Raw genomic sequence first — 18,997 nt, 5'->3', positions numbered from 1 at the left:
CGCTGGTGTTACCCAGCGATCCTTGTGCCTGCTTCACCTAACAATGCTAAGTCCGCTTCTTCCAATGAGCAGATGATTGCTGTCTTTCCTTGTTTGGCAAACGCAATCGCCGCTTCCATTTTCGGCCCCATACTGCCTTCTGCAAAATGCCCCGCATCAAAATATGCTTGCGCTTCACTTACGGATAAGCCCGTTAATTTTTCTTGTTTCGGTGTTCCATAATTGATATAAACGTTGTTGACGTCGGTCAGCATCATAAATACATCGGCATCCACTTGTTCTGCCAGTTTTTTCCCAGTTCGATCTTTATCGATGACTGCTTCGATCCCTTTCAAGCCTTCCGCTTGTTTTACGACTGGAATCCCTCCGCCACCACCCGCGATCACGATGGTATTTTGATTCAATAAATGAACCATTGATTCCACGCCGTGGATCGTCACAGGTTGTGGAGATGGCACGACGCGACGGTACCCACGTCCAGCATCTTCTTCCATCACCCAATGTTTTTCCTCAGCCATCTTTTTTGCTTCTTCTTCTGAGTAGAACAAACCGATCGGCTTCGTTGGCTTTTCAAACGCGGGATCATCCGCTGCCACTTCCACTTGGGTCAATAAGGTCACGACATTGCTGGTCAATTCTTCTTGCTCAATTTTATTTTTGATGCTTTGCTCCATTAAATAACCGATAAAGCCTTGTGACTCTGCATTGCAGACATCTAGTGGAAAAGGCGGCACGACTTCTTTGGCTTCTTCATTTTGTCGTAAAATATTGCCGACTTGCGGACCATTGCCGTGCGTCACGACGATTTGATGGTCAAGCTTCTCGATTTTAGCGATCTGTTCTGCACTTAACTGGATATTTGCAAGCTGTGTCTCAACGGTCGCTGGTTGATTCGGTTTTAAAATTGCATTGCCCCCTAGAGCGATGACCACTCGTTTTGCCATATGAATTCCTCATTTCTATTGTTTTGAAATTGATCGATACTGCGAGCAAACCCTGCCAAAAAGTCAGCCCCCGAGGTATGACCGATCGCTAGTATCTCTTTGATTACTTGGGAAAAAGCCGCTGAATCGGTACACCTGGTCAAGGATAATGCCGATTGATTGAATGCGCCTGTCAACGCATGCAGAAGATAGTGTTTACTGACGTCAGTCGTTAAATCATTGACTGTCAACAGCCTTCTTTGTAGATAAGCCACCAAGCGGGTATCTTCTTGCCCCATCACTCGGCGAGCCAGTAAATGACCAACAAGCATATCATCTCCTGTGGGGGTCAATCCGACACCCCGTCCGACTAAATAAGCGACTGCTTGCCGTTGTTCCTTAAATGAAGGCGTGCATAGCTGATCGATTGCGTCATAAAACGGATGATTGCTGCGGATGGTTTCTGAAACAGCCTCTTGAATCCCCGTCTTTTCCGTGACGTTTTGAAGGATTGACCAAAACAGTTCTCGATCAAATGGGACTGTGCCAGCCGGAACGGTCGTTGTAAATTTGGCTGCCTTTTGAAAAGACAGACGATGATGCGGAAAATGGACCACCCGTTGCTGAACCAAAAGAGTGGTACCAGCAACTAAGCCTGTCGCCAACGCTGCATAATCGTCGGCAGCTAAAATCATCCCTTTGGGCACGCGAGCCGCTTGTTTGGAGACACAGATCAGCTGATCCTGACGAGGATCTTGTAGATTGAAACTATGCTGAAACACACTGTGAACGAGCCAGTTGCCATTGATAAATGCGGGTTCAAATAAAGCTTGGTCGATCCATTTTGCCTGTATCATCGCTAAATTGCTCCTTTTTCACATTTTCAGTCCCTGATTTATTCTTCAAATCCTAATTTTTTTGCATAAGCCAAGACAGCTTTTTCAAAGCAATCCATTGGTGGTGTCACTGTCCCGGCACCAATTTGTCCCCGTCCAGCTTGTTTGTTGGCGATCCCTGTATTGATCACCGGTAAGATCCCTGTTTCCACGACTTTACGAGCATCGATCCCTAAACAGATCCCTTTGAAGTCCCATGTAGGAACGGGAAAATTCGGATTGGTATCAATGGAGATCTCTAACATCTCATTGCTGGTTTTCAACGCATCGTGAAATCCACCAGAACCAACGAAGCGTGTCACAGCTGGGGCAGCAATCATTGCCATTCCCCCAACACCAAAGGTTTCCGTAATGGCACTGTCGCCCATATCTGGAGAGGCATCTTCTTCACTGAATCCTGAGAAATACAGCCCTTTTGGTGTATTGACAGGACCAGTAAACCACTCATCTCCCATGCCAGAAATACGGATACCGAATTCATGCCCGTTGCGACACATTGCGGTCACAACCGTGCCTTCTTCAATCGTCCGAGCGCCATCAAGCACCGCTTTTGAAGAAGCCATCATGATATTCAAGAAAAACTGATCCGTGTCTGCTAGAAACTGAATGACTTCTGGTTTTTCTTTTTCAAATCCTTTCAGGGTAACGATCGCTGGTGCTACTTCTTTTAAGAACGTCAACGAAGCAGCGATATTCCGTTGATGGAACTCATCCCCCATGGCGATTGCTTTTGCGACTAAGACATTGATGTTCAAGCCATCGGGTTTTGTTTGTAGTGCAGCACTTAAAACTGGTGCTAACGTATTTTTCATCCAATGCAAGCGATCAATGACTTCTTGAGAATAGGCGCCAAATCGTAAAACTGCCCCGATCCCTTCGTTCATCGTACAATACGCTCGGTTGCCATCGGTTTTGTTTTCCACCACGAGTACTGGCATATTGGCAGAGGTGATGCCCCCCATTGGGCCAACCGCTTGCACGTGGTGACAAGGAATCAGTTGAACTTCCCCAGATGCTAATAAATGACGTACCTCTTCTTCCGTTTCGCCCCAGCCTTCAAAAAGCCCCGCACCAACACAAGCACCTTGAATCGGATCGATCATCTGATCGTAGCAGATCGGTGGTCCTGCATGCAATAGGACTTTTCCTTCACCTAACTCTGGAATGACACTGACTGCTGGAACGACATCCAGCAAAAAAGGCGAACCGGCAACGATCTTGGCAATAACGGCTTGGTTTGCTTCTTCAATAGTTTCGTACACGATAACTTTCTCCTACTCTGATAGTGACACTTGTGCTAAGAACCGTAAGGCTTTTTGTAACGTTACGTTTCCACCTGCAATTGGCTGCCAGTCATATTGAACGACTTGACCGTGATGCGCCTGAATTGCTTCCGCAAAGCTACGCAACCCTACATTGATGAACGCGTCATTCGCCAACATTTCGCGGCTCTTGTCAGATGGCTCTGGCAACGCATCGGCAGTTGTCACTGCTTTTGGCAACAGCTTACGACTAATTGGGGAAAAGGGGTGACCAAGCATTGCTAAAGCTTTTTTGACTGCTTGGGCATTGCTTTGACACAAAATCACGCCAGCTGCGGTTAAAATCTCTGCTTGCTCTTTGCTATCTTGGGGGTCTAAATCAGTTCCCACGATTGTAGCGATTACCGCTAACTCCCGACCAGCTGCTTGTGCTTCTTCCTTCAATGATTTGATGGTCGGTGCCAATTCACTGGCCATATCTTGATGAGAGCCGTACCCTAAAACGATATCTAACAAAATCACTGCCGTTTCAGGATCTTCTCCCGCTTGTTTCAACAGTTCGATCCGCTTTGTTGGGTCGATCATCGGATGGGGCTTTCCTTGCGTATAAATGTCATCACCTAAATCGATGATCTCATGGCCAGCTGCTTTTAAGATGTACCCTTCCTGATGGGCATCTTCTTGTTCTAGATTTAATCCTGCTTTGACCAGCATCGCTGCTTCGTACGCCAACGTTCCGCCAGAATAGTAAGCTTTAATTTTTTGCTGTTCAGGGCCAAAAGCGGCAGCTGCCGTTTCCTCTTTTACTGGCTCTAATCCAATCTGTTCTTGACGTAGCAGCTGCACAGCTAATTGTGCCGCTTCTTCCAGCGTGTAGGCTCGGTAAAGATTTTCTTCGTGATCCGTTGGTTCTTCCCCCAGAAAAATCGTGACTGCAGGTTTGTTCCTCTTCTTAATAATGCCAACACTTCATCGCGGACACGTGGTGCAGGTGGTTTGGAGATCACCACGATCACCTCCGTATCAGGATCATGTTCCAAGGCAAGAATGCTGTCTTTCATGGTGATCCCACCGACGGCTTCTTTGAGATCTCGTCCACCGGTTCCGATGGCTTGTGTCACACCGGCACCCAATTTATGAATGATGGTGGTGACTTCTTGGATGCCCGTACCCGAAGCGCCGACAACACCGATTTTCCCTTTACGGACGGCATTCGTGAAGGCTACTGGTATCCCATTGAGAATCCCTGTGCCACAATCTGGTCCCATTAAAAGAAGTCCTTGTTCATGAGCCATTTTCTTTAGTCGAACTTCCTCTTCCAATGAAACATTATCACTAAAACAAAAAACATGTTTGCCTGCTGCTAATGCGGTTTCAATTTCTGGTGCTGCCATAGTACCAGGAATCGATAAGACAGCGACCTTCGCATCTTTTCCAAGATCTAAGGCTTTTTCCCAAGTTTTGACGCTTTGGGTTTCTTCTCCTGCGCTATTGCTTTGGTCCGATAAGAAGGCATCGATTTCTGACAGGACTGTTTCGATGATTTCTTCCTCTTCAATGTCTAAAACGAGCACCATATCGTTGGATGTCGCATTGTTCATCTCCTCGGTATAAAGACCACCCGTCTTGAAGATATCCTTATTGGCAGGTGTACCCATCATGACCGAAGCGTTGTTGATCCCTTCGATCGTCAGTAAACGATTGGTCAAAAGCATTAAAACAATGGAATCTTGGTAATTGTTTTTTTGAATAATAGTGTGTAACATGGGTCTCCTCACTTTCCTGTTCCTGTCTGTGCAAAGGCATCTGACCCAGAATACTGGTCAAAATGAACCGTGTCGCTAATGAGATAGCGATAAATGTTCTTTTCGATAGGAATGCCTTCTGCCATATATTTTTCATAGGTTAGTTGATTGATCTCGCCTGGATAATAGACTTGCTGGAACTGTTCAGCAGCCGGTATGGCGTGTAGCTCTTCGATCATCGTTTCGACTGACTCTTTAAATGTGTCTAAATCTGTAAAGCGTTGCGGATCGATCAGCAAAATAAACTGCCCTAAGTCGCGACCTTTCGTCAGATCGTTGTACATAGAGGAAACATGCTTGCCAAAAGGCAGCCCAAGGAGCATTCCAGACAAGATATCCACCATCATCATCAACCCAAAGCCTTTTGGTCCTGAGATTGGCAATAACCCATGAACATGATGCGGATTTGTCGTTGGCTTGCCATGGGCATCAACGGCCCATGTTGCTGGAATCTCTTTATCTTTGGAACGAGCATCTAAAATTTTGCCCCACGCTTGGACCGTCGTTGCCATATCAAAAACCACCGGCGCACCATGCTTTCGCGGTGCCGCAAAGGCAATCGGATTGGTACCAAAATAATTTTCTTTGCCGCCAAAAGGAACCACCATTGAATCCGATTGGCACATAGATAATGCAATCAAGTCAGCTTCTGCGGCTTTTTTGACATAATAGGATAGTGCCCCACTATGACTCGTTTTCCGCACACCAACCGCCGCGATCCCAGAACGTTTGGCCATCTCAATGGCATGCTTTGTCGCTTCTAATACGACGACCTGCCCTGCGCCATTTTGCCCGTGAACGATCCCGCTGCTCGGTCCAGTCTCTTCAAACGTGATCTGCGGGGTGCGATTCATCCCACCTTTAGCGATCCGCTCTGCGTAATAGTCTACCCGCACAGCCCCGTGAGAGTGGATCCCGCTGGCATCGGCAAAGACCAAATGCTCTGCAACGATGGCTGCGTGCTCTTCAGACAAACCAGCAGCCGCTAATTTGTTTTGGATCAATTGCTGTAACTCTTGTGACTGTACAATAACCGTTTCTTCCATCTTCTAAACTCCTTTAAATTTCCGGATCGCGGTTGCAATCTTTGGAATAAATATAGGTCAATGGTTCGTCACGACCAACACCATAGGCCGCTTGCTGTACATAGGCACTCATGAAAATGTAGTCGCCTTTTTCCACTGGGAACCACTCATTATCTAAGTTATACATCCCTTTACCTGACAGTAAGTACGCTCCATGTTCTTGGTAGTGGGTCTCAATGTAGCCATGACTTGCCCCTGGTTCAAAGGAAAGGATATGGATATTCATGTCAAAGCCCAGCTCTTTTGGCAAGAAATCCCAAAGTAGGACGTCTGCCATCCCTTCGTATTGGATCGGTGTCAACTCTGAAAGATTCCCCACTACTTTGTAGGCTTGGTGATTTTCAAGTGGTTGGTAACGTTTCTTATACAAGAACACTTCTGTCGCTTCTTCTTGGAGATTTTTCATATACAGTTTTTCTCCAGCAGGCAGATAGATATAGCCTCCGTCCGTCAATGTATGGGTTTCTTTGCCATCACTTACTTCCAGTTTGCCCGAGATGACATACAAGAAACTCTCGATCTCTGGACCGCCGAAGCCCAATTGGTTGGCGCCATCTTTTTTGAATGAAATGATGTAATCGACAAAAGACGCCCCTAATTTTGGTGTGCCGAGTATCGAACATTCACAGTTTTCGAATCCTGGAATGACATTATTCACTAGCCCGTCATGCGGCAAGATCGCAAAATTATTTTTTCTAATGACTGCTCGTGATTGCAGCAATCCATCTAAATAGCCCGTATTATTATTTTTATATCCCATGTGTGTCCCTGCTTTCTATTCTTTGTATGCTAGCTCATAAAGGGAAGCTGCTAAAACTTCTACCCCAGCTGTTAAATCTTCGATAGTCGTTGCTTCGGCTGGGTTGTGGCTAATCCCATCAATACTTGGTACAAACAGCATCGCAGTTGGAAAATGTGGTGCAATGATTTGGGAATCATGCCCCGCCCCACTATGCATGACTTTGTAGCGTTTGCCAGTTTGCTTGACCGCTTGTTCCACTGTGGCAACGATCGTCTCGTCCATCGGCACGGGGCGTTCATCCATCCATAGATCCATCTCCACTGTCAGGTCGTGCTCTTTGGCGATCGCTTGAATGATCTGTTCTGCTTCAGCAGTAAAGGCATCCAATAGCTGCCCATCGGTATGGCGACAATCCATCGTAAACAACACTTCACCAGGAACCACGTTGACCGTATTCGGTTTTGGCTCAACTTTACCGAATGTCACTACTAATGGATCCCCAAGCTCTAAGCCACGGTCAATCACTGCGGCACACATTTTGGCAAAACCATACACAGCATCTTGGCGATAGCCCATCGGTGTGGTTCCTGCATGATTGGCTTGTCCTTTTAAAACAAAGGTGTAGCGCTTTTGACCAGCGATACTATTGACGACACCGATCTGCAAATTTTCTTTTTCTAAAATACTGCCTTGTTCGATATGGATTTCCACGAATGCTTTGATGTCTGATCGAACCGGTTCTTGTGGGTCGCGAAAATCAAAGCCTTGGCGTTGCATCTCTGCCACGAAGCGATTGCCTTTAAAATCTGCGATCGCTTCAACATCGGCTTTTTTGGCCTCTCCGACAAAGTTTTTACTTCCCCAAAAAACGGTTGGAAAACGACTGCCTTCTTCTTCTGCCATTGAGATGACTTCCAAGGAGCGTAAAGGTTGCCCATAGGTCTCTTTTAAATACTTGATCGCTAAAGCAGCAGCAACGACCCCGTATTGACCGTCTAATGTGCCACCGTTAACGACGGTATCGATATGTGACCCTGAAAGAATCGTTTCTTCTGGATACTGGCTGCCTTCCATTCTGCCGAAGAGATTGCCGACTGCATCATAGGACGTCGTTAAGCCAGTTTCTTTTAATTGTTTTTCTACAAATGATTGCGCTTCTTTCCATGAATCGGTATAAAGCAGTCTAGTCATTCCTCCCGTTGGATCACTCCCAATCTGAGATAGTGCATCGATCATTGCCGCTACTTCTTTTTTCAACTCCATTGTTCTGCCTCCTTGTATATTAGAGTTAGGGTTTTAACCTTCCGGTTTTGATTGGATAACCCTATGAACCATCGTTATTTTAATTTGGTATTAACTCATTCATTTTGAGATAATATATTTATTGGATTGAGAGGCTATGCCGTTGCCTCCTTGAGTTTTGAAGCTCGTAATCGAAAGACTGGCACCTCTCTCTGATAAGTGGATTACGTATGAGTTAGATGTTGAAAGTTTTTGCTTTACTCCGTATCTCGTACAAGGTAGTGACGCTTTTCAGTTGAGCGGGTTTCAATCAAAAATATTTTTTTAGAAAGGTCAAATGTATGTACTTCTTAGGAATTGATATCGGCAAGCGAACTCACGTGGCTTCTTTAATGAGTGAAGAAGGTAAAGTGATCCTAAAAGGTTTTTCTTTCCCTAACACTACTGAAGGAGCTGATTCCCTGATTGAGCGGCTTTCAAAATATTCAGAGACTCCCGCTGACTTTATTGTCGGAATGGAAGCTACGGGTCATTATTGGCTCTCCATCTTTTCATACCTCCACGAATCAGACTTTTTGATTCACGTTGTGAATCCTCTTCAAACCGATGGCTGGCGCAAAGGAACAGAAATCAGAAAACGAAAAAATGATATTATTGATTCTGTTTTGATTGCTGACTTGATGCGTTATGGTTCCTTTGTAGAAACAGTATTGTCTGATGAAAATGTTTTTTCGTTAAAACAACTTTCACGTTACCGAACCTATTTAGTAGGTACCGCAAGCGACTTCAAACGAAAAATCATAGCTGTACTAGATCAAGTGTTTCCTGAATATGCATCAATTTTTTCTAAACAAGGTATTTTCGGAAAAGCGTCTAAAGAGTTATTGCTTGAGTTTAGTTCTCCTATAGAGCTAGAAGAAATTTCGGCAGAAACGTTGGCTCAATACTTAGCTGAGTTAAGCAGGAACCGAATAAAGCCAGAGAAAGCAGATCAATTGAAGCAAGCAGCTTCTAACTCCTTTGGAGTGAAATTTGCTCAAGAAGCTTTTACATTTCAATTACGCTCCATGATTGAACAATTGAAATTCATCGAAAGCCAAGTAAAAGAAACTGAAAAAGAAATTAAGCGCATAATGAGTAATTTAGACTCTGTTATTCTCACAATCCCTGGAATCGGCCCTATAAATGGCGCGACAATTCTTGGTGAAATTGGAGACATTCGCAAATTTTCTAATCCGAAAAAACTGGTTGCTTATGCTGGCATAGACGCGTCTGTGTCCCAATCTGGGCAATACGAAGCAACACATAATGTTATGAGCAAGCGTGGATCTCCATACTTACGAAAAGCCTTGTTTTCAGCTGCTCTAGTTGCTTCTCAATGTGATCCTGTTTTTCGCGCGTTTTATCAGAAAAAAATTTCTGAGGGAAAGCATCATCTGACGGCCTTAGGTGCTGTTTCTCGTAAGCTTTGTTATGTGATTCATGCTATTTTAACTAAAAATGAACCTTATAAGATTGTTTCCGATTAGCTATTGAACAATCAAAAAAATCTAATAGTGAAAGGTCTATTTGTTGTACTCATTTTTTGGACTTAACTGTTATAAAATATTTTTTTGATTTAGCTAATTTTCACTTGACTCTATATAGTTAGTCTTTGATTTATACGGTTATTGTAAGCGTGTTACTGAAGGACATCATTGTTCACTTTCGACAAAACCATTTCTATTTTTAGTCATAACGCTGTTTTTTAAACCGCTTCCTTCTCCTATACTCTTCCTTATACTATCGAAGAAGAGAAAGGAAGAAAACAATGGTTTATCCTAAAAATGCCTTTGCGCAAACAGAAAAAATCCAATTTGACACCTATGGCACTTTGCCGTTAGAAGTGACGATCCTAAAAGCAGCGCAGCCTCGGATTAGCCTTTTGTATTTTCATGGTGGTGGCTTCCTCTATGGTCAGCGGGAAGACCTTCCGCAGGATTATGTCCACCAATTGCTGGCTGCCGGTGTTAGCCTTTACCTGTTCGATTATCCACTGGCTCCCGAAGTAGCGCTACACGATATCTACCTTCATGCAAAAAAGGCAGTGGCGTGGTTTTTGGCCGAAGGCTGGCAGTTCAGCGGCGTTGGTACAAATGAGTACGTTTTGTTCGGTCGCTCCGCCGGCGGTTTTTTAGCGACCTTACTGACCGCACGCACAAAGCACTCGGAGCAAAAGGGCTTGATCCGATTTTACGGTTACCAAGAGTTGTTTTGTAAAGAATTTTTGCAGCCGGCACGCTTTTACACACAATTTCCGAAAGTCCCACCACTCGTCGCTGAAGCCATGATCGAAAGCCACCCCATCATCCACGGCACGTTAGAAAAACGATTTCCTTTATACCTTTCCGCCCGTCAATATGGCAACTGGCAGCGTTATTTAGGGAATCGGGAACAGCTAGCAGCCTTGGCGATTCCTGCTGCCGCTTACCAAGACTTTCCTCCTTGCTTTGTCGTTCATTGCAAAAAAGATCCAGATGTTCCCTTCAGCGCATCCGAAGCTTTCGCTGCACAAGTCCCCCATGCCAAAACACTTTGGCTCGACTTAGATCAGCATGACTTTGATCGGACACCAAATGCGAGCGCTGATGAGTGCTATCGAGAGATGATTAGGTGGCTGACTAACCAATTCTGAAACTCTCAGCTCTTGATAGGTGATAGTTTTGAACGATCGGTACGCTGCGATCTTGCGTACAGCTAAAAAAGTGACCATTAGAGAACCGACTCTAATGATCACTTTTTTTTGATTTGATTACTAGTATATGGGCACAACGATTTCTTCAAAAATCTAACGCTTTGCCTTGCAATTTTACTGAAGTCTTCAGAATAAAACAGCAACTGATCAGCAGATCGTTGTTAAGGGAAACTTGCAGAAGTATCTTTCATTTCTTCGAATTTCGTACCTTTAACAAGATTACATCAACGAACGATAAAGCTCAATAATCTCTTCTAAAGTCGTATCCCGCGGGTTGCCTGGTGTGCAGACATCGTTCAAGGCATCTTTGGAGATGGCTGGGATATCTTCTTCTTTGACGCCTAATTCAGAAATGGTCGCTGGAATGCCCACATCTTTGCTTAACTGATCGATTGCTTGGCAAGCAGCATCGCGGACGTCTTCAAGTGACATCGTATCTGCCCCTTCAATGCCTAAAACGATCGCGATCTCACGGTATTTTTCACCCGTAAAGTCTTTGTTGTATTTCATGATGGTTGGCAACAAGGACGCGCACGCTACTCCGTGAGGAATGTTGTACCAAGCGGACAATGGATGGGCCATGCCGTGGACTAAGCCCAAGCCGACGTTTGAAAAGCCCATACCGGCAATGTATTGTCCTAACGCCATCGCTTCTCGTCCTGCTTGATCGCCATTCACGGAATCTCTCAATGAGCGGCCGATGATCTCAATTGCTTTGATGTGCAGCATATCAGTCATTTCCCAAGCGCCTTTGGTAATGAAGCCTTCGATGGCGTGGGTCATGGCATCCATTCCCGTTGCGGCTGCCAAGCTCTTAGGCATCCCCATCATCATATCGCTGTCCACAAAGGCTACCAGAGGAATATCGTGAGGATCTACACAAACAAATTTCCGATGATTTTCTTCATCCGTAATCACATAGTTGATCGTTACTTCGGCTGCAGTCCCAGAAGTTGTCGGTACCGCTAAAATCGGCAAGCATGGATGTTTCGTGTCTGCCACGCCTTCCAAACTAATCACATCGGAAAATTCAGGATTCGTAGCAATGATTGCGATCGCTTTTGCCGTATCGATCGGTGAACCACCGCCAATCGCAATGATACAATCGGCTTGGGCTTCTTTAACAAACGCTAAGCCGTCTTTGACATTTTGGATCGTTGGGTTCGGCACGATCCCATCATATAACGCATAATCGACACCTGCTTCATCCAATAATTTCGTCACTTTGGTCGCAACTTCAAATTTCACCAAATCTTTGTCGGTGATCACTGCCGCTTTTTTAAACCCTCGTGCCTTGAATTCGGTCGGTACGTTCTCGATCGCTCCTTTTCCAAAATACGATGTTTCATTCAAAATCATTCTATTTGCCATTCTTCCTACCTCCATTTGTTTGTTTATTCACAATATATTTTAAATAGAAAAGACTGAAAGCCTTTTCTATTCTTCTATCATTGATTATACCTCAAGATAGCCTTCTCGGGGAGTGACTTTGAAAGCGTCAGCCAATTTTTTCAGATTTTCATCTGTAATGGTTTGTAAAATTGGGCCTTGCGCTTTGACATAGGTGTACACTTCCGCAGCTTTCTCTGCCGTTTCAATCAAGCCAAAGACTTCGTCCATATCTTTGCCAGCGCCATAGATCCCATGTTGCGGCCAAAGAACCAAACGGGTTTCTTTCATTTTAGCAGCCGTTGCTTCGCCGATCTCGTTCGTTCCTGGAACCATCCAAGGAATGATGGAAACACCTTCTGGGAAGACCACCAAGCACTCCGTACACATTTGCCACAAGGTCCGCGTGAAACTGCGTTCATCCAACTCATGGGTAAAACTCATGGCTAAAAGATGTGATGCGTGGTTATGCATGATGATTCGGTTTTCTGGATCGACCGACAAGCGAGCGATATGACTCATGAAATGACTTGGCAGTTCACTCGTTGGCACCGCACCATTTTCCAAGCCCCAAAGCAATTCCAATGTTTGCCCATCTTCTTTGACTCGGATCACACCAAGGTTTTCCGCTGGATGTGCCGCTACATTTTTAAAGTATTTTCCTGAACCTGTCACGATAAAGTACTTGCCAGCTAGTGCCGTGGCATCAAAAATCATGGGAATTTCCCGCAAGACGCTTTGCGGATCGATGAAAGGCAAGATCTCTTCTTCTGTTAATAAGTAAGAAATATTGCCGCCGTTGCGCTCATCCCACCCTAAACGGTAAAGATTTGCTGTCGTTTCCATCATTTCTTGTACAAAATTTGCTTGTAAAATATCAATCTTTTTCATCGTTCTCCTACTTTCTGGCTTTTAAGACGGTTTCTTCATAGGCTTTCACTTCTGATAGCCAATCCAGACCTGCTGGTACCCCTTGACTTTCACAGAAGTAATTCCAAACATCTGCATACGGATAGTCTTTTAATTCTTCCGTCATGGCTAAACGAGTGGTGAAATCACCTGACAATTCGATTGCTTTTAGTTCTTCGATCGGTTCTAGCATCGCTTTTAGCAACGCTTTTTGAGTATTGCGCGTCCCGATCACCCACGCAGCGACCCGATTGATCGTCGCATCAAAGAAATCTAACCCAATGTTGGTTTTTGGCAATAAGTCATTGCGAACCAATTCGCGGCCAATCTCTTGCAATTCATCATCCATGATCACGACATGATCACTATCCCAGCGTACAGGACGGCTGACATGCAGCAAAATGCCTTTGCTAAATAGTGCCAATGAAGACAATTTATTGGAGATCACTTCGGTTGGATGGAAATGTCCAGCATCCAAACAAATCAATTTATCGCGCGTCAAGCCATAGCCCATATAAAATTCATGAGAGCCGACGGTGTAGGCTTCGGCACCAAGACCAAACAACTTGCTTTCCACGGCATCTACCGTGTATTCCGCTGGCAATTCTTCAGCAAAAATCTCATCTAATGCTGTCATCAAGCGTTCCCGTGGTGTAAAACGATCGATCGGGTTGTCTTTGTAGCCATCTGGCACCCAGAAATTATTGACACAGACTTGCCCAGTTTCTTTCCCCATATAAGCAGCGATTTGACGAGAACGCTTGCCGTGTTCGATCCAGAACTGACGAACTTCTTCATCTGGTGAAGCAAGGGTAAAGCCATCTTTGAACATGGGATGTGAGAAAAAGGTTGGATTGAAGTCTAAACCTAAGCCTTGTTCTTTCGCCCAAGCAACCCATTTTTCAAAATGCTTCGGCTCCAATTCGTTTAGATCCACTGCTTCCTCGGTGTCTAAATAGATGGCGTGAAGGTTCAATTTGTGTTTTCCAGGAATCAAAGAGTAGGCTTTTTCTAAATCTTGGCGCAACTCCTCTGGGGTATGGGCAGCACCGGGATAATTCCCCGTTACAGAGATCCCACCAGATAACGCTTCATCACTCAAAAATCCTTGGACATCGTCCCCTTGCCAAACATGCATCGAGATTTTCACATCGGCTAATTTTTTCAAAACCGCATCCGTGTCGACGCCTAATTTGGCATATGCTGTCTTAGCTTCTTCATAACGCTGTTGAATCGTTGTCATTTTTTTCCTACTCCTTCTATAAAACGTTGATAGTTGCTTAAAATCTTGTGATCAAAAGGCTGTGGTTCATGAACACTGCAAGGAAATGAGTGTTTGACCGCACGGCGTGCTTCAGCCAGCGACGTGAAGATGCCAGCACTCATCATCTGCATTAAAAGATTACCGATCGCCGTTGCTTCACTTGGGCCAGCTTCGATCGTCAGCTGCGCAGCATCAGCCGTCAGTTGATTTAAAAAGCGATTGTTGGAACCGCCCCCCACGATATGCAGTTTTTGCAGCTTGCTCGTCGTACCTGTCAGCTGTTCCAGCTTTTGCAATTCACTGGCATAACAAAGCGCTAAGTTATCATACACACAGCGAGCCAGTTCCCCTGCGGTTTCTGGAACTTTCTGCTGGGTTTCTCGACAATACGCTTGCAGTTCAGTAATCATGTTTTCTGGATTCAAAAAACGAGGATCATTGACATCGACAAACTGTTGAAAAGCAGGCGTTGCTTGCGCCAATTCCGCCAATTCTGCATAGGAATATTGATAGTCTTGCTGCCGATCCACTTCTTGGATCAGCCACATGCCCATGATGTTTTTTAAAAAGCGAATCGTGTTGTGGGCACCCCATTCGTTCGTATAATTTTCATCAAAGGCGGCAAGGGAAACATTGGGTACTTTGGTTTCGATCCCCAGCAATGACCAAGTCCCGCTGCTGATGTAGCCCCAATCTGACCCCTCTCCAGGTGTACCGATGATCGCTGATGCCGTATCATGACTAGCGACAGTGACAAAGGTCGCTTGTGGCAAATCATAGGCTGGAAACTTCTGTGTTTGCAGTGCGCCTAAAACCGTTCCAGCATCAACCAATGGTGGGAATAGGCCTTCTGTTACGCCGATCTCAGCTAACAATTCTGCATCCCATGTTTGGGTGTTGGCATTTAGAAGCTGCATCGTCGAGGCATTGGTTTTTTCCGTGACCATCTTGCCAGTAAAAACGTAGCCCAAGTAGTCTGGAATCAGCAGCAGCTTGTCGGCTTTTTGCAGCAGTTGCGCTTCTTCTGCGGCTAACTGAAAAATCGTGTTGAAGGGCTGCAGCTGAATGCCTGTTTTCTCATACAGTTTTTGCAAAGAATAGCGCTGACCAAAAGCTGCGATCGCATCATTGGTGCGACTATCTCGATAAGCGACTGGGTCGCCTAAACGTTCGCCTGCTTGATCGATCAAACAGTAATCCACTGCCCAGGTGTCGATTCCGACGAAGCAGTCATGGATACCTGCTTGTTTCACTTTTTGCAGTCCTACTAAAATCTCTTGGGTCAAATAATCGATCGCCCAACGGTCAAAGCCTTCATGAGGACGAAAGCCGTTTTTAAAGCGATGGATCTCTTCTAAAGTGATCTGCTCATTTTCCCAACGGCTCAGCATCAGACGACCGCTTGATGCACCGATATCGATTGCGATAAATGTGTTCACTGGTCTCCACCTTTCATTATCTTGTTTAAAAATAAATCGATTACAATTCACTGATTCATTCTTGTTGACTCAATTTTAGCTTGACAATCAACGAGTTTCATCACACAATTTTGATAAAGACTTGCACAATCTTGGTAAAAAGGAGGATCCGATGGATTACTGGGAAAAAGCCAACCACTCATGGTCAACCGATTCACTGCGTTACATCAATACTTCAACCCAAAAGCAGCGTGAACTTTTCTATTACATTCAAGAAATCGGCTATTTCAAAGCCAGCAAACCTTACTTTACAGAACGAGAGAACCTGCCTTCTTATTTGATCAAGTATACATTGTCCGGCTGCGGTGAATTGCGCTACAAAGGAAAAAGCTATCAATTGAAAGCAGGTGATGTGTTTTTTATCGACTGTCTAGACTATCAGTACTACCGCACCGTTAGTCAAGAGCCTTGGGAAATGGACTGGATCCATCTATATGGCGCCAATGTCGCAGCGTTTTATGATGAATTCCTCAAAAATGGCAGTCCAGTTTTTCACACCAATCCTGCCAGCAGCCGCCAAAATCCGATCCATTTGGTCTTACAAGATTTATTGATGTTACAGCCAGAACCAAATGCGAAAACTGCCTTCCAAAGCTCTGTTTTGATCCATCAGCTGCTCAATGAACTGCTCCTGCAAAAATATCATCTCGACTTTTCGGATAGTGAAATCCCGCCTTATATTTTGCAGATTCGTGACCAGCTAGAAGAAGATTTCCGTCAAGGGATCACCTTGGAATCTTTGGAGGAAAGGTATCATATCAATAAGTATCAAATCGTCAAGGAGTTTTCCAAATATATGGGCTTGCCCCCCATCGAGTACCAGATCAGCAAACGCATCTCTTATTCGAAAGACCTTTTGCGCTATTCTCGGCTTTCCATCAAAGAGATCTCATTGGCGATCGGCATCGAAAACACCGCCTATTTCAGCCGTTTATTCAAGAAAAAAGTCGGCATTTCACCTAGTGATTATCGACAGACGGAGAATGGACGGTAGGACTGGTTCTTATTAAAAAAGCACTTACTACCATGTGTAGAAAGTACGACCGCAAAAGTTTAACTTTTTAGGGCCTATACGCATGTCAGCCGTTCCTTTTATTGATGTGCATTCCGTATAAATCAACCTTCAGACACCACAAAAGCCGATCCTCTCTAGAGTAGGATCGGCTTTTTTGTGTATAATCTTCATTTAACGCCCCAACACCTCCGCCACCGAATATACGCCTGGGGCAAAGGTCTTGCCTGTTAGCTTCTTCGTCATGGCATTAAAGGTATAGTGCTCTTCTAAGACGACGACTTCATCGTATTGCTTTAATAGCGTGCGAAAATCTGCATCGGGTAAGAGGAAATTCTCTCGGCCATCGACATTAGGTGAAAACAAGTAATATTTTCCGACATAGCCAACTAAGTAGCTATCTACTGCTTCTTTGTTAGTACTGACCACCAAATATTTTTTCTCGTTTAGGTCAAAGTGATCGCCAGTAACGGCTGAAACTTGTGCTGGAATCGAAGCAGCATATTCACGATTGGTATAACGCATGCCATTATTCTCTGAAAGGATCAGCAATGTCGCAAAAAATAGCAGAATCAAGGTACTGTATTGATAGATTTTTTTCGTGGTCAAGCTGGCAAAACTACGGTAGTTTCGCCGATCGATCGCTTGTTCATGATACAAATGATCAATGCCTCGGACCATGAAAAAGGTCATTAATCCAAGTGCTAAAATCACGATACTTGAGGCATAGCGATCGAACCCTGCCAAAGACAATGCTTCATCAGTGGGCATCGAGAACAAGAACATGGCATAGATTCCTAAATAATACCCCCAATGACACCATCGATCAACAGCAGTTCTTTGAAAAATGGATTGCGTTTTTTCATGATAAATCGGACAAATAGCCAACTGCCCAAAAGAATGACCTGGATCAAGAGAATCCCTTGCGTGGAGATCGTCGCAACATCCGTGATCGTTTTGACAAAAACATCCGTAATCTGCTGCAGTATCTGAGAATCCTTTTCGCCAAAAATCTGTTTATAAGCGGTCACGCTGACTTCATGCTTCGATTTAGGAAAATTCGCTTTGACATGCAGGTTCCAAAGAATCGCCGGCAGGACAGATAGCCCAATGGCAGCTAATCCTACAATCATCATGCCCAGCCGTTGCCGCCAACGAACTGATGCCTGCCACAAGCAGACTAGTAAATAGCCACCTAAAATCAGCAGAAAAAAGACGGCGCTATTTTTGACCAAATCAAGAGAGGCGCCAATCAAAAGAAAGAAACCGATCGACGGTAGTACGTTGCCTTTTAAAGCGAATAAGCCAGCGATGCCAGCTAAAGTCAACACTGGCAGGATAAAGTCTACTAACAAATTATTCATTCGTATCGCAATATTAAAATAATTGAAAACCGCCATACTGGTGAAGATCAGGGCAAAAGCCAGCTTTCTTTTCGGATCACGAATAATCGCAAAGAAACTATACAGACTACAGAAAATCAAAATCAATTGACCAATCAGCAAGACATTCTCATGATAGCCAACAATGATCGCTGTATAAGTAACAAACAGCGAGCTACCTAAAGGATAGGAAGTAAAACTGATGATGGCATCGGCTGCCGTTGGCAATTGTCCCTGCGTATAAAGGAATTTAACGATCGTCGCCCAATGGGAGAAGTTGTCATAGTGGGTCAAATGACTGTGAAGCAAGGTTAAAACGAACAAAGCAAAATAGCCGTAAAACCACAGCAGGATGGGCTCTTGCAAGCCCCAACGTACCTGATAGCGCTCCTGCCAAAAACGCCAAACGCATAATAGTAAACCAAGACCAAATAAAACCCATGCCCCCCGGATCAACCATCCTTTTGGACCATATGCGACAAAGGAAAGAACGAGGATCGGCAAACAGCAAGCAGCGATCCAGCTGATGTGTTTGGGAAAATGGCAAACTCGTACAAAAAGATAGGCATAGCCAGCTAATGATAAACCAAAAAGACTAAATCGCAGCAGGATCTCGATCATCATCTTCCTCCTTGTATATTAGAGTTAGGGTTTTAACCTTCCGGTTTTGATTGGATAACCCTATGAACCATCGTTATTTTAATTTGGTATTAACTCATTCATTTTGAGATAATATATTTATTGGATTGAGAGGCTATGCCGTTGCCTCCTTGAGTTTTGAAGCTCGTAATCGAAAGACTGGCACCTCTCTCTGATAAGTGGATTACGTATGAGTTAGATGTTGAAAGTTTTTGCTTTACTCCGTATCTCGTAC

At 44.6% G+C, this 18,997-nt stretch carries 13 protein-coding genes and 2 pseudogenes; 3 read left to right on the top strand and 12 right to left on the bottom strand.

Translation table 11 applies throughout. The annotated features are described in order from the left end of the window. Positions 1-8 precede the first annotated feature (8 nt). The 7 genes and pseudogenes from arcC to allC form a co-directional block, all read right to left on the bottom strand. A complete protein-coding gene (gene arcC / locus IGJ25_RS05565) occupies positions 9-944 on the bottom strand; it encodes a carbamate kinase (protein WP_005225365.1) in 936 nt (311 codons plus the stop codon). Then, positions 917-1,780: a DUF2877 domain-containing protein gene (locus IGJ25_RS05560; RefSeq protein ID WP_194185429.1), complete on the bottom strand. Its 864-nt coding sequence runs from the start codon at positions 1,778-1,780 to the stop codon at positions 917-919. The genes arcC and IGJ25_RS05560 overlap by 28 nt, the downstream gene beginning before the upstream one ends. Positions 1,781-1,818: 38 nt before the next feature. Beyond that, positions 1,819-3,081, bottom strand: coding sequence for a DUF1116 domain-containing protein (locus IGJ25_RS05555; RefSeq protein WP_194185428.1), 1,263 nt, complete (start codon positions 3,079-3,081; stop codon positions 1,819-1,821). Positions 3,082-3,093: 12 nt separating this feature from the next. Continuing rightward, a pseudogene (fdrA, locus tag IGJ25_RS05550) lies at positions 3,094-4,847 on the bottom strand (acyl-CoA synthetase FdrA). Positions 4,848-4,855: 8 nt separating this feature from the next. Continuing rightward, positions 4,856-5,932: an ureidoglycolate dehydrogenase gene (allD, locus tag IGJ25_RS05545; RefSeq protein WP_015509185.1), complete on the bottom strand. Its 1,077-nt coding sequence runs from the start codon at positions 5,930-5,932 to the stop codon at positions 4,856-4,858. A 13-nt stretch (positions 5,933-5,945) separates the two neighbouring features. Further along, on the bottom strand, positions 5,946-6,731 hold the full coding sequence (gene allE / locus IGJ25_RS05540) for a (S)-ureidoglycine aminohydrolase (RefSeq protein WP_005225360.1): 786 nt from the start codon (positions 6,729-6,731) through the stop codon (positions 5,946-5,948). A 15-nt stretch (positions 6,732-6,746) separates the two neighbouring features. After that, positions 6,747-7,976 (bottom strand): allantoate deiminase, encoded by a 1,230-nt coding sequence (gene allC, locus IGJ25_RS05535; RefSeq protein ID WP_194185770.1) that lies wholly within the window; start codon positions 7,974-7,976, stop codon positions 6,747-6,749. A 320-nt stretch (positions 7,977-8,296) separates the two neighbouring features. Between allC and IGJ25_RS05530 the strand changes: the two genes are divergently transcribed. Beyond that, positions 8,297-9,484 carry an IS110 family transposase gene (locus IGJ25_RS05530; RefSeq protein WP_010748508.1) on the top strand — a complete coding sequence of 396 codons (1,188 nt, stop codon included), beginning with the start codon at positions 8,297-8,299 and terminating at the stop codon, positions 9,482-9,484. 281 nt (positions 9,485-9,765) lie between these two features. Next, positions 9,766-10,629 carry an alpha/beta hydrolase gene (locus tag IGJ25_RS05525; protein WP_225001476.1) on the top strand — a complete coding sequence of 288 codons (864 nt, stop codon included), beginning with the start codon at positions 9,766-9,768 and terminating at the stop codon, positions 10,627-10,629. Positions 10,630-10,908: 279 nt separating this feature from the next. Here the strand turns inward: IGJ25_RS05525 and fucO are convergent, their stop codons facing one another. From fucO to rhaB, 4 genes are all read right to left on the bottom strand, one after another. Further along, positions 10,909-12,060 carry a lactaldehyde reductase gene (fucO, locus tag IGJ25_RS05520; RefSeq protein WP_194185768.1) on the bottom strand — a complete coding sequence of 384 codons (1,152 nt, stop codon included), beginning with the start codon at positions 12,058-12,060 and terminating at the stop codon, positions 10,909-10,911. Between the two features lie 84 nt (positions 12,061-12,144). Continuing rightward, positions 12,145-12,969, bottom strand: a complete 825-nt coding sequence (gene rhaD, locus IGJ25_RS05515) for a rhamnulose-1-phosphate aldolase (protein WP_005225356.1) — start codon at positions 12,967-12,969, stop codon at positions 12,145-12,147. A gap of 7 nt (positions 12,970-12,976) precedes the next feature. Further along, the gene (rhaA, locus tag IGJ25_RS05510) at positions 12,977-14,230 is read right to left on the bottom strand and encodes an L-rhamnose isomerase (RefSeq protein WP_016612607.1); all 1,254 of its coding nucleotides are present in this window, start codon (positions 14,228-14,230) and stop codon (positions 12,977-12,979) included. Then, positions 14,227-15,642, bottom strand: coding sequence for a rhamnulokinase (gene rhaB, locus IGJ25_RS05505; protein WP_244323950.1), 1,416 nt, complete (start codon positions 15,640-15,642; stop codon positions 14,227-14,229). The genes rhaA and rhaB overlap by 4 nt, the downstream gene beginning before the upstream one ends. A gap of 199 nt (positions 15,643-15,841) precedes the next feature. On the opposite strand from rhaB, the gene IGJ25_RS05500 reads away from it, so the two are divergent. Continuing rightward, positions 15,842-16,723: an AraC family transcriptional regulator gene (locus tag IGJ25_RS05500; RefSeq protein WP_034872044.1), complete on the top strand. Its 882-nt coding sequence runs from the start codon at positions 15,842-15,844 to the stop codon at positions 16,721-16,723. Positions 16,724-16,915: 192 nt separating this feature from the next. Here IGJ25_RS05500 and IGJ25_RS05495 read toward each other — a convergent pair. Further along, positions 16,916-18,744: pseudogene (locus IGJ25_RS05495) on the bottom strand (lantibiotic ABC transporter permease). Positions 18,745-18,997 lie beyond the last annotated feature (253 nt).

Origin of the sequence: Enterococcus sp. DIV0240d (assembly GCF_051711245.1) — a bacterium.
Lineage (GTDB): Bacteria > Bacillota > Bacilli > Lactobacillales > Enterococcaceae > Enterococcus_D > Enterococcus_D casseliflavus.
This window is presented reverse-complemented; position numbering and strand designations above follow the sequence as displayed.

Excerpts from the sequence above, each read along its gene's own strand:
- allE (WP_005225360.1), bottom strand. The coding sequence starts at position 6,731 with ATGGGATATAAAAATAATAATACGGGCTATTTAGATGGATTGCTGCAA.
- arcC (WP_005225365.1), bottom strand. The coding sequence starts at position 944 with ATGGCAAAACGAGTGGTCATCGCTCTAGGGGGCAATGCAATTTTAAAA.
- IGJ25_RS05525 (WP_225001476.1), top strand. The coding sequence starts at position 9,766 with ATGGTTTATCCTAAAAATGCCTTTGCGCAAACAGAAAAAATCCAATTT.
- allD (WP_015509185.1), bottom strand. The coding sequence starts at position 5,932 with ATGGAAGAAACGGTTATTGTACAGTCACAAGAGTTACAGCAATTGATC.
- fucO (WP_194185768.1), bottom strand. The coding sequence starts at position 12,060 with ATGGCAAATAGAATGATTTTGAATGAAACATCGTATTTTGGAAAAGGA.
- IGJ25_RS05530 (WP_010748508.1), top strand. The coding sequence starts at position 8,297 with ATGTACTTCTTAGGAATTGATATCGGCAAGCGAACTCACGTGGCTTCT.
- rhaD (WP_005225356.1), bottom strand. The coding sequence starts at position 12,969 with ATGAAAAAGATTGATATTTTACAAGCAAATTTTGTACAAGAAATGATG.
- rhaB (WP_244323950.1), bottom strand. The coding sequence starts at position 15,642 with ATGCTGAGCCGTTGGGAAAATGAGCAGATCACTTTAGAAGAGATCCAT.
- rhaA (WP_016612607.1), bottom strand. The coding sequence starts at position 14,230 with ATGACAACGATTCAACAGCGTTATGAAGAAGCTAAGACAGCATATGCC.
- IGJ25_RS05560 (WP_194185429.1), bottom strand. The coding sequence starts at position 1,780 with ATGATACAGGCAAAATGGATCGACCAAGCTTTATTTGAACCCGCATTT.
- IGJ25_RS05500 (WP_034872044.1), top strand. The coding sequence starts at position 15,842 with ATGGATTACTGGGAAAAAGCCAACCACTCATGGTCAACCGATTCACTG.
- allC (WP_194185770.1), bottom strand. The coding sequence starts at position 7,976 with ATGGAGTTGAAAAAAGAAGTAGCGGCAATGATCGATGCACTATCTCAG.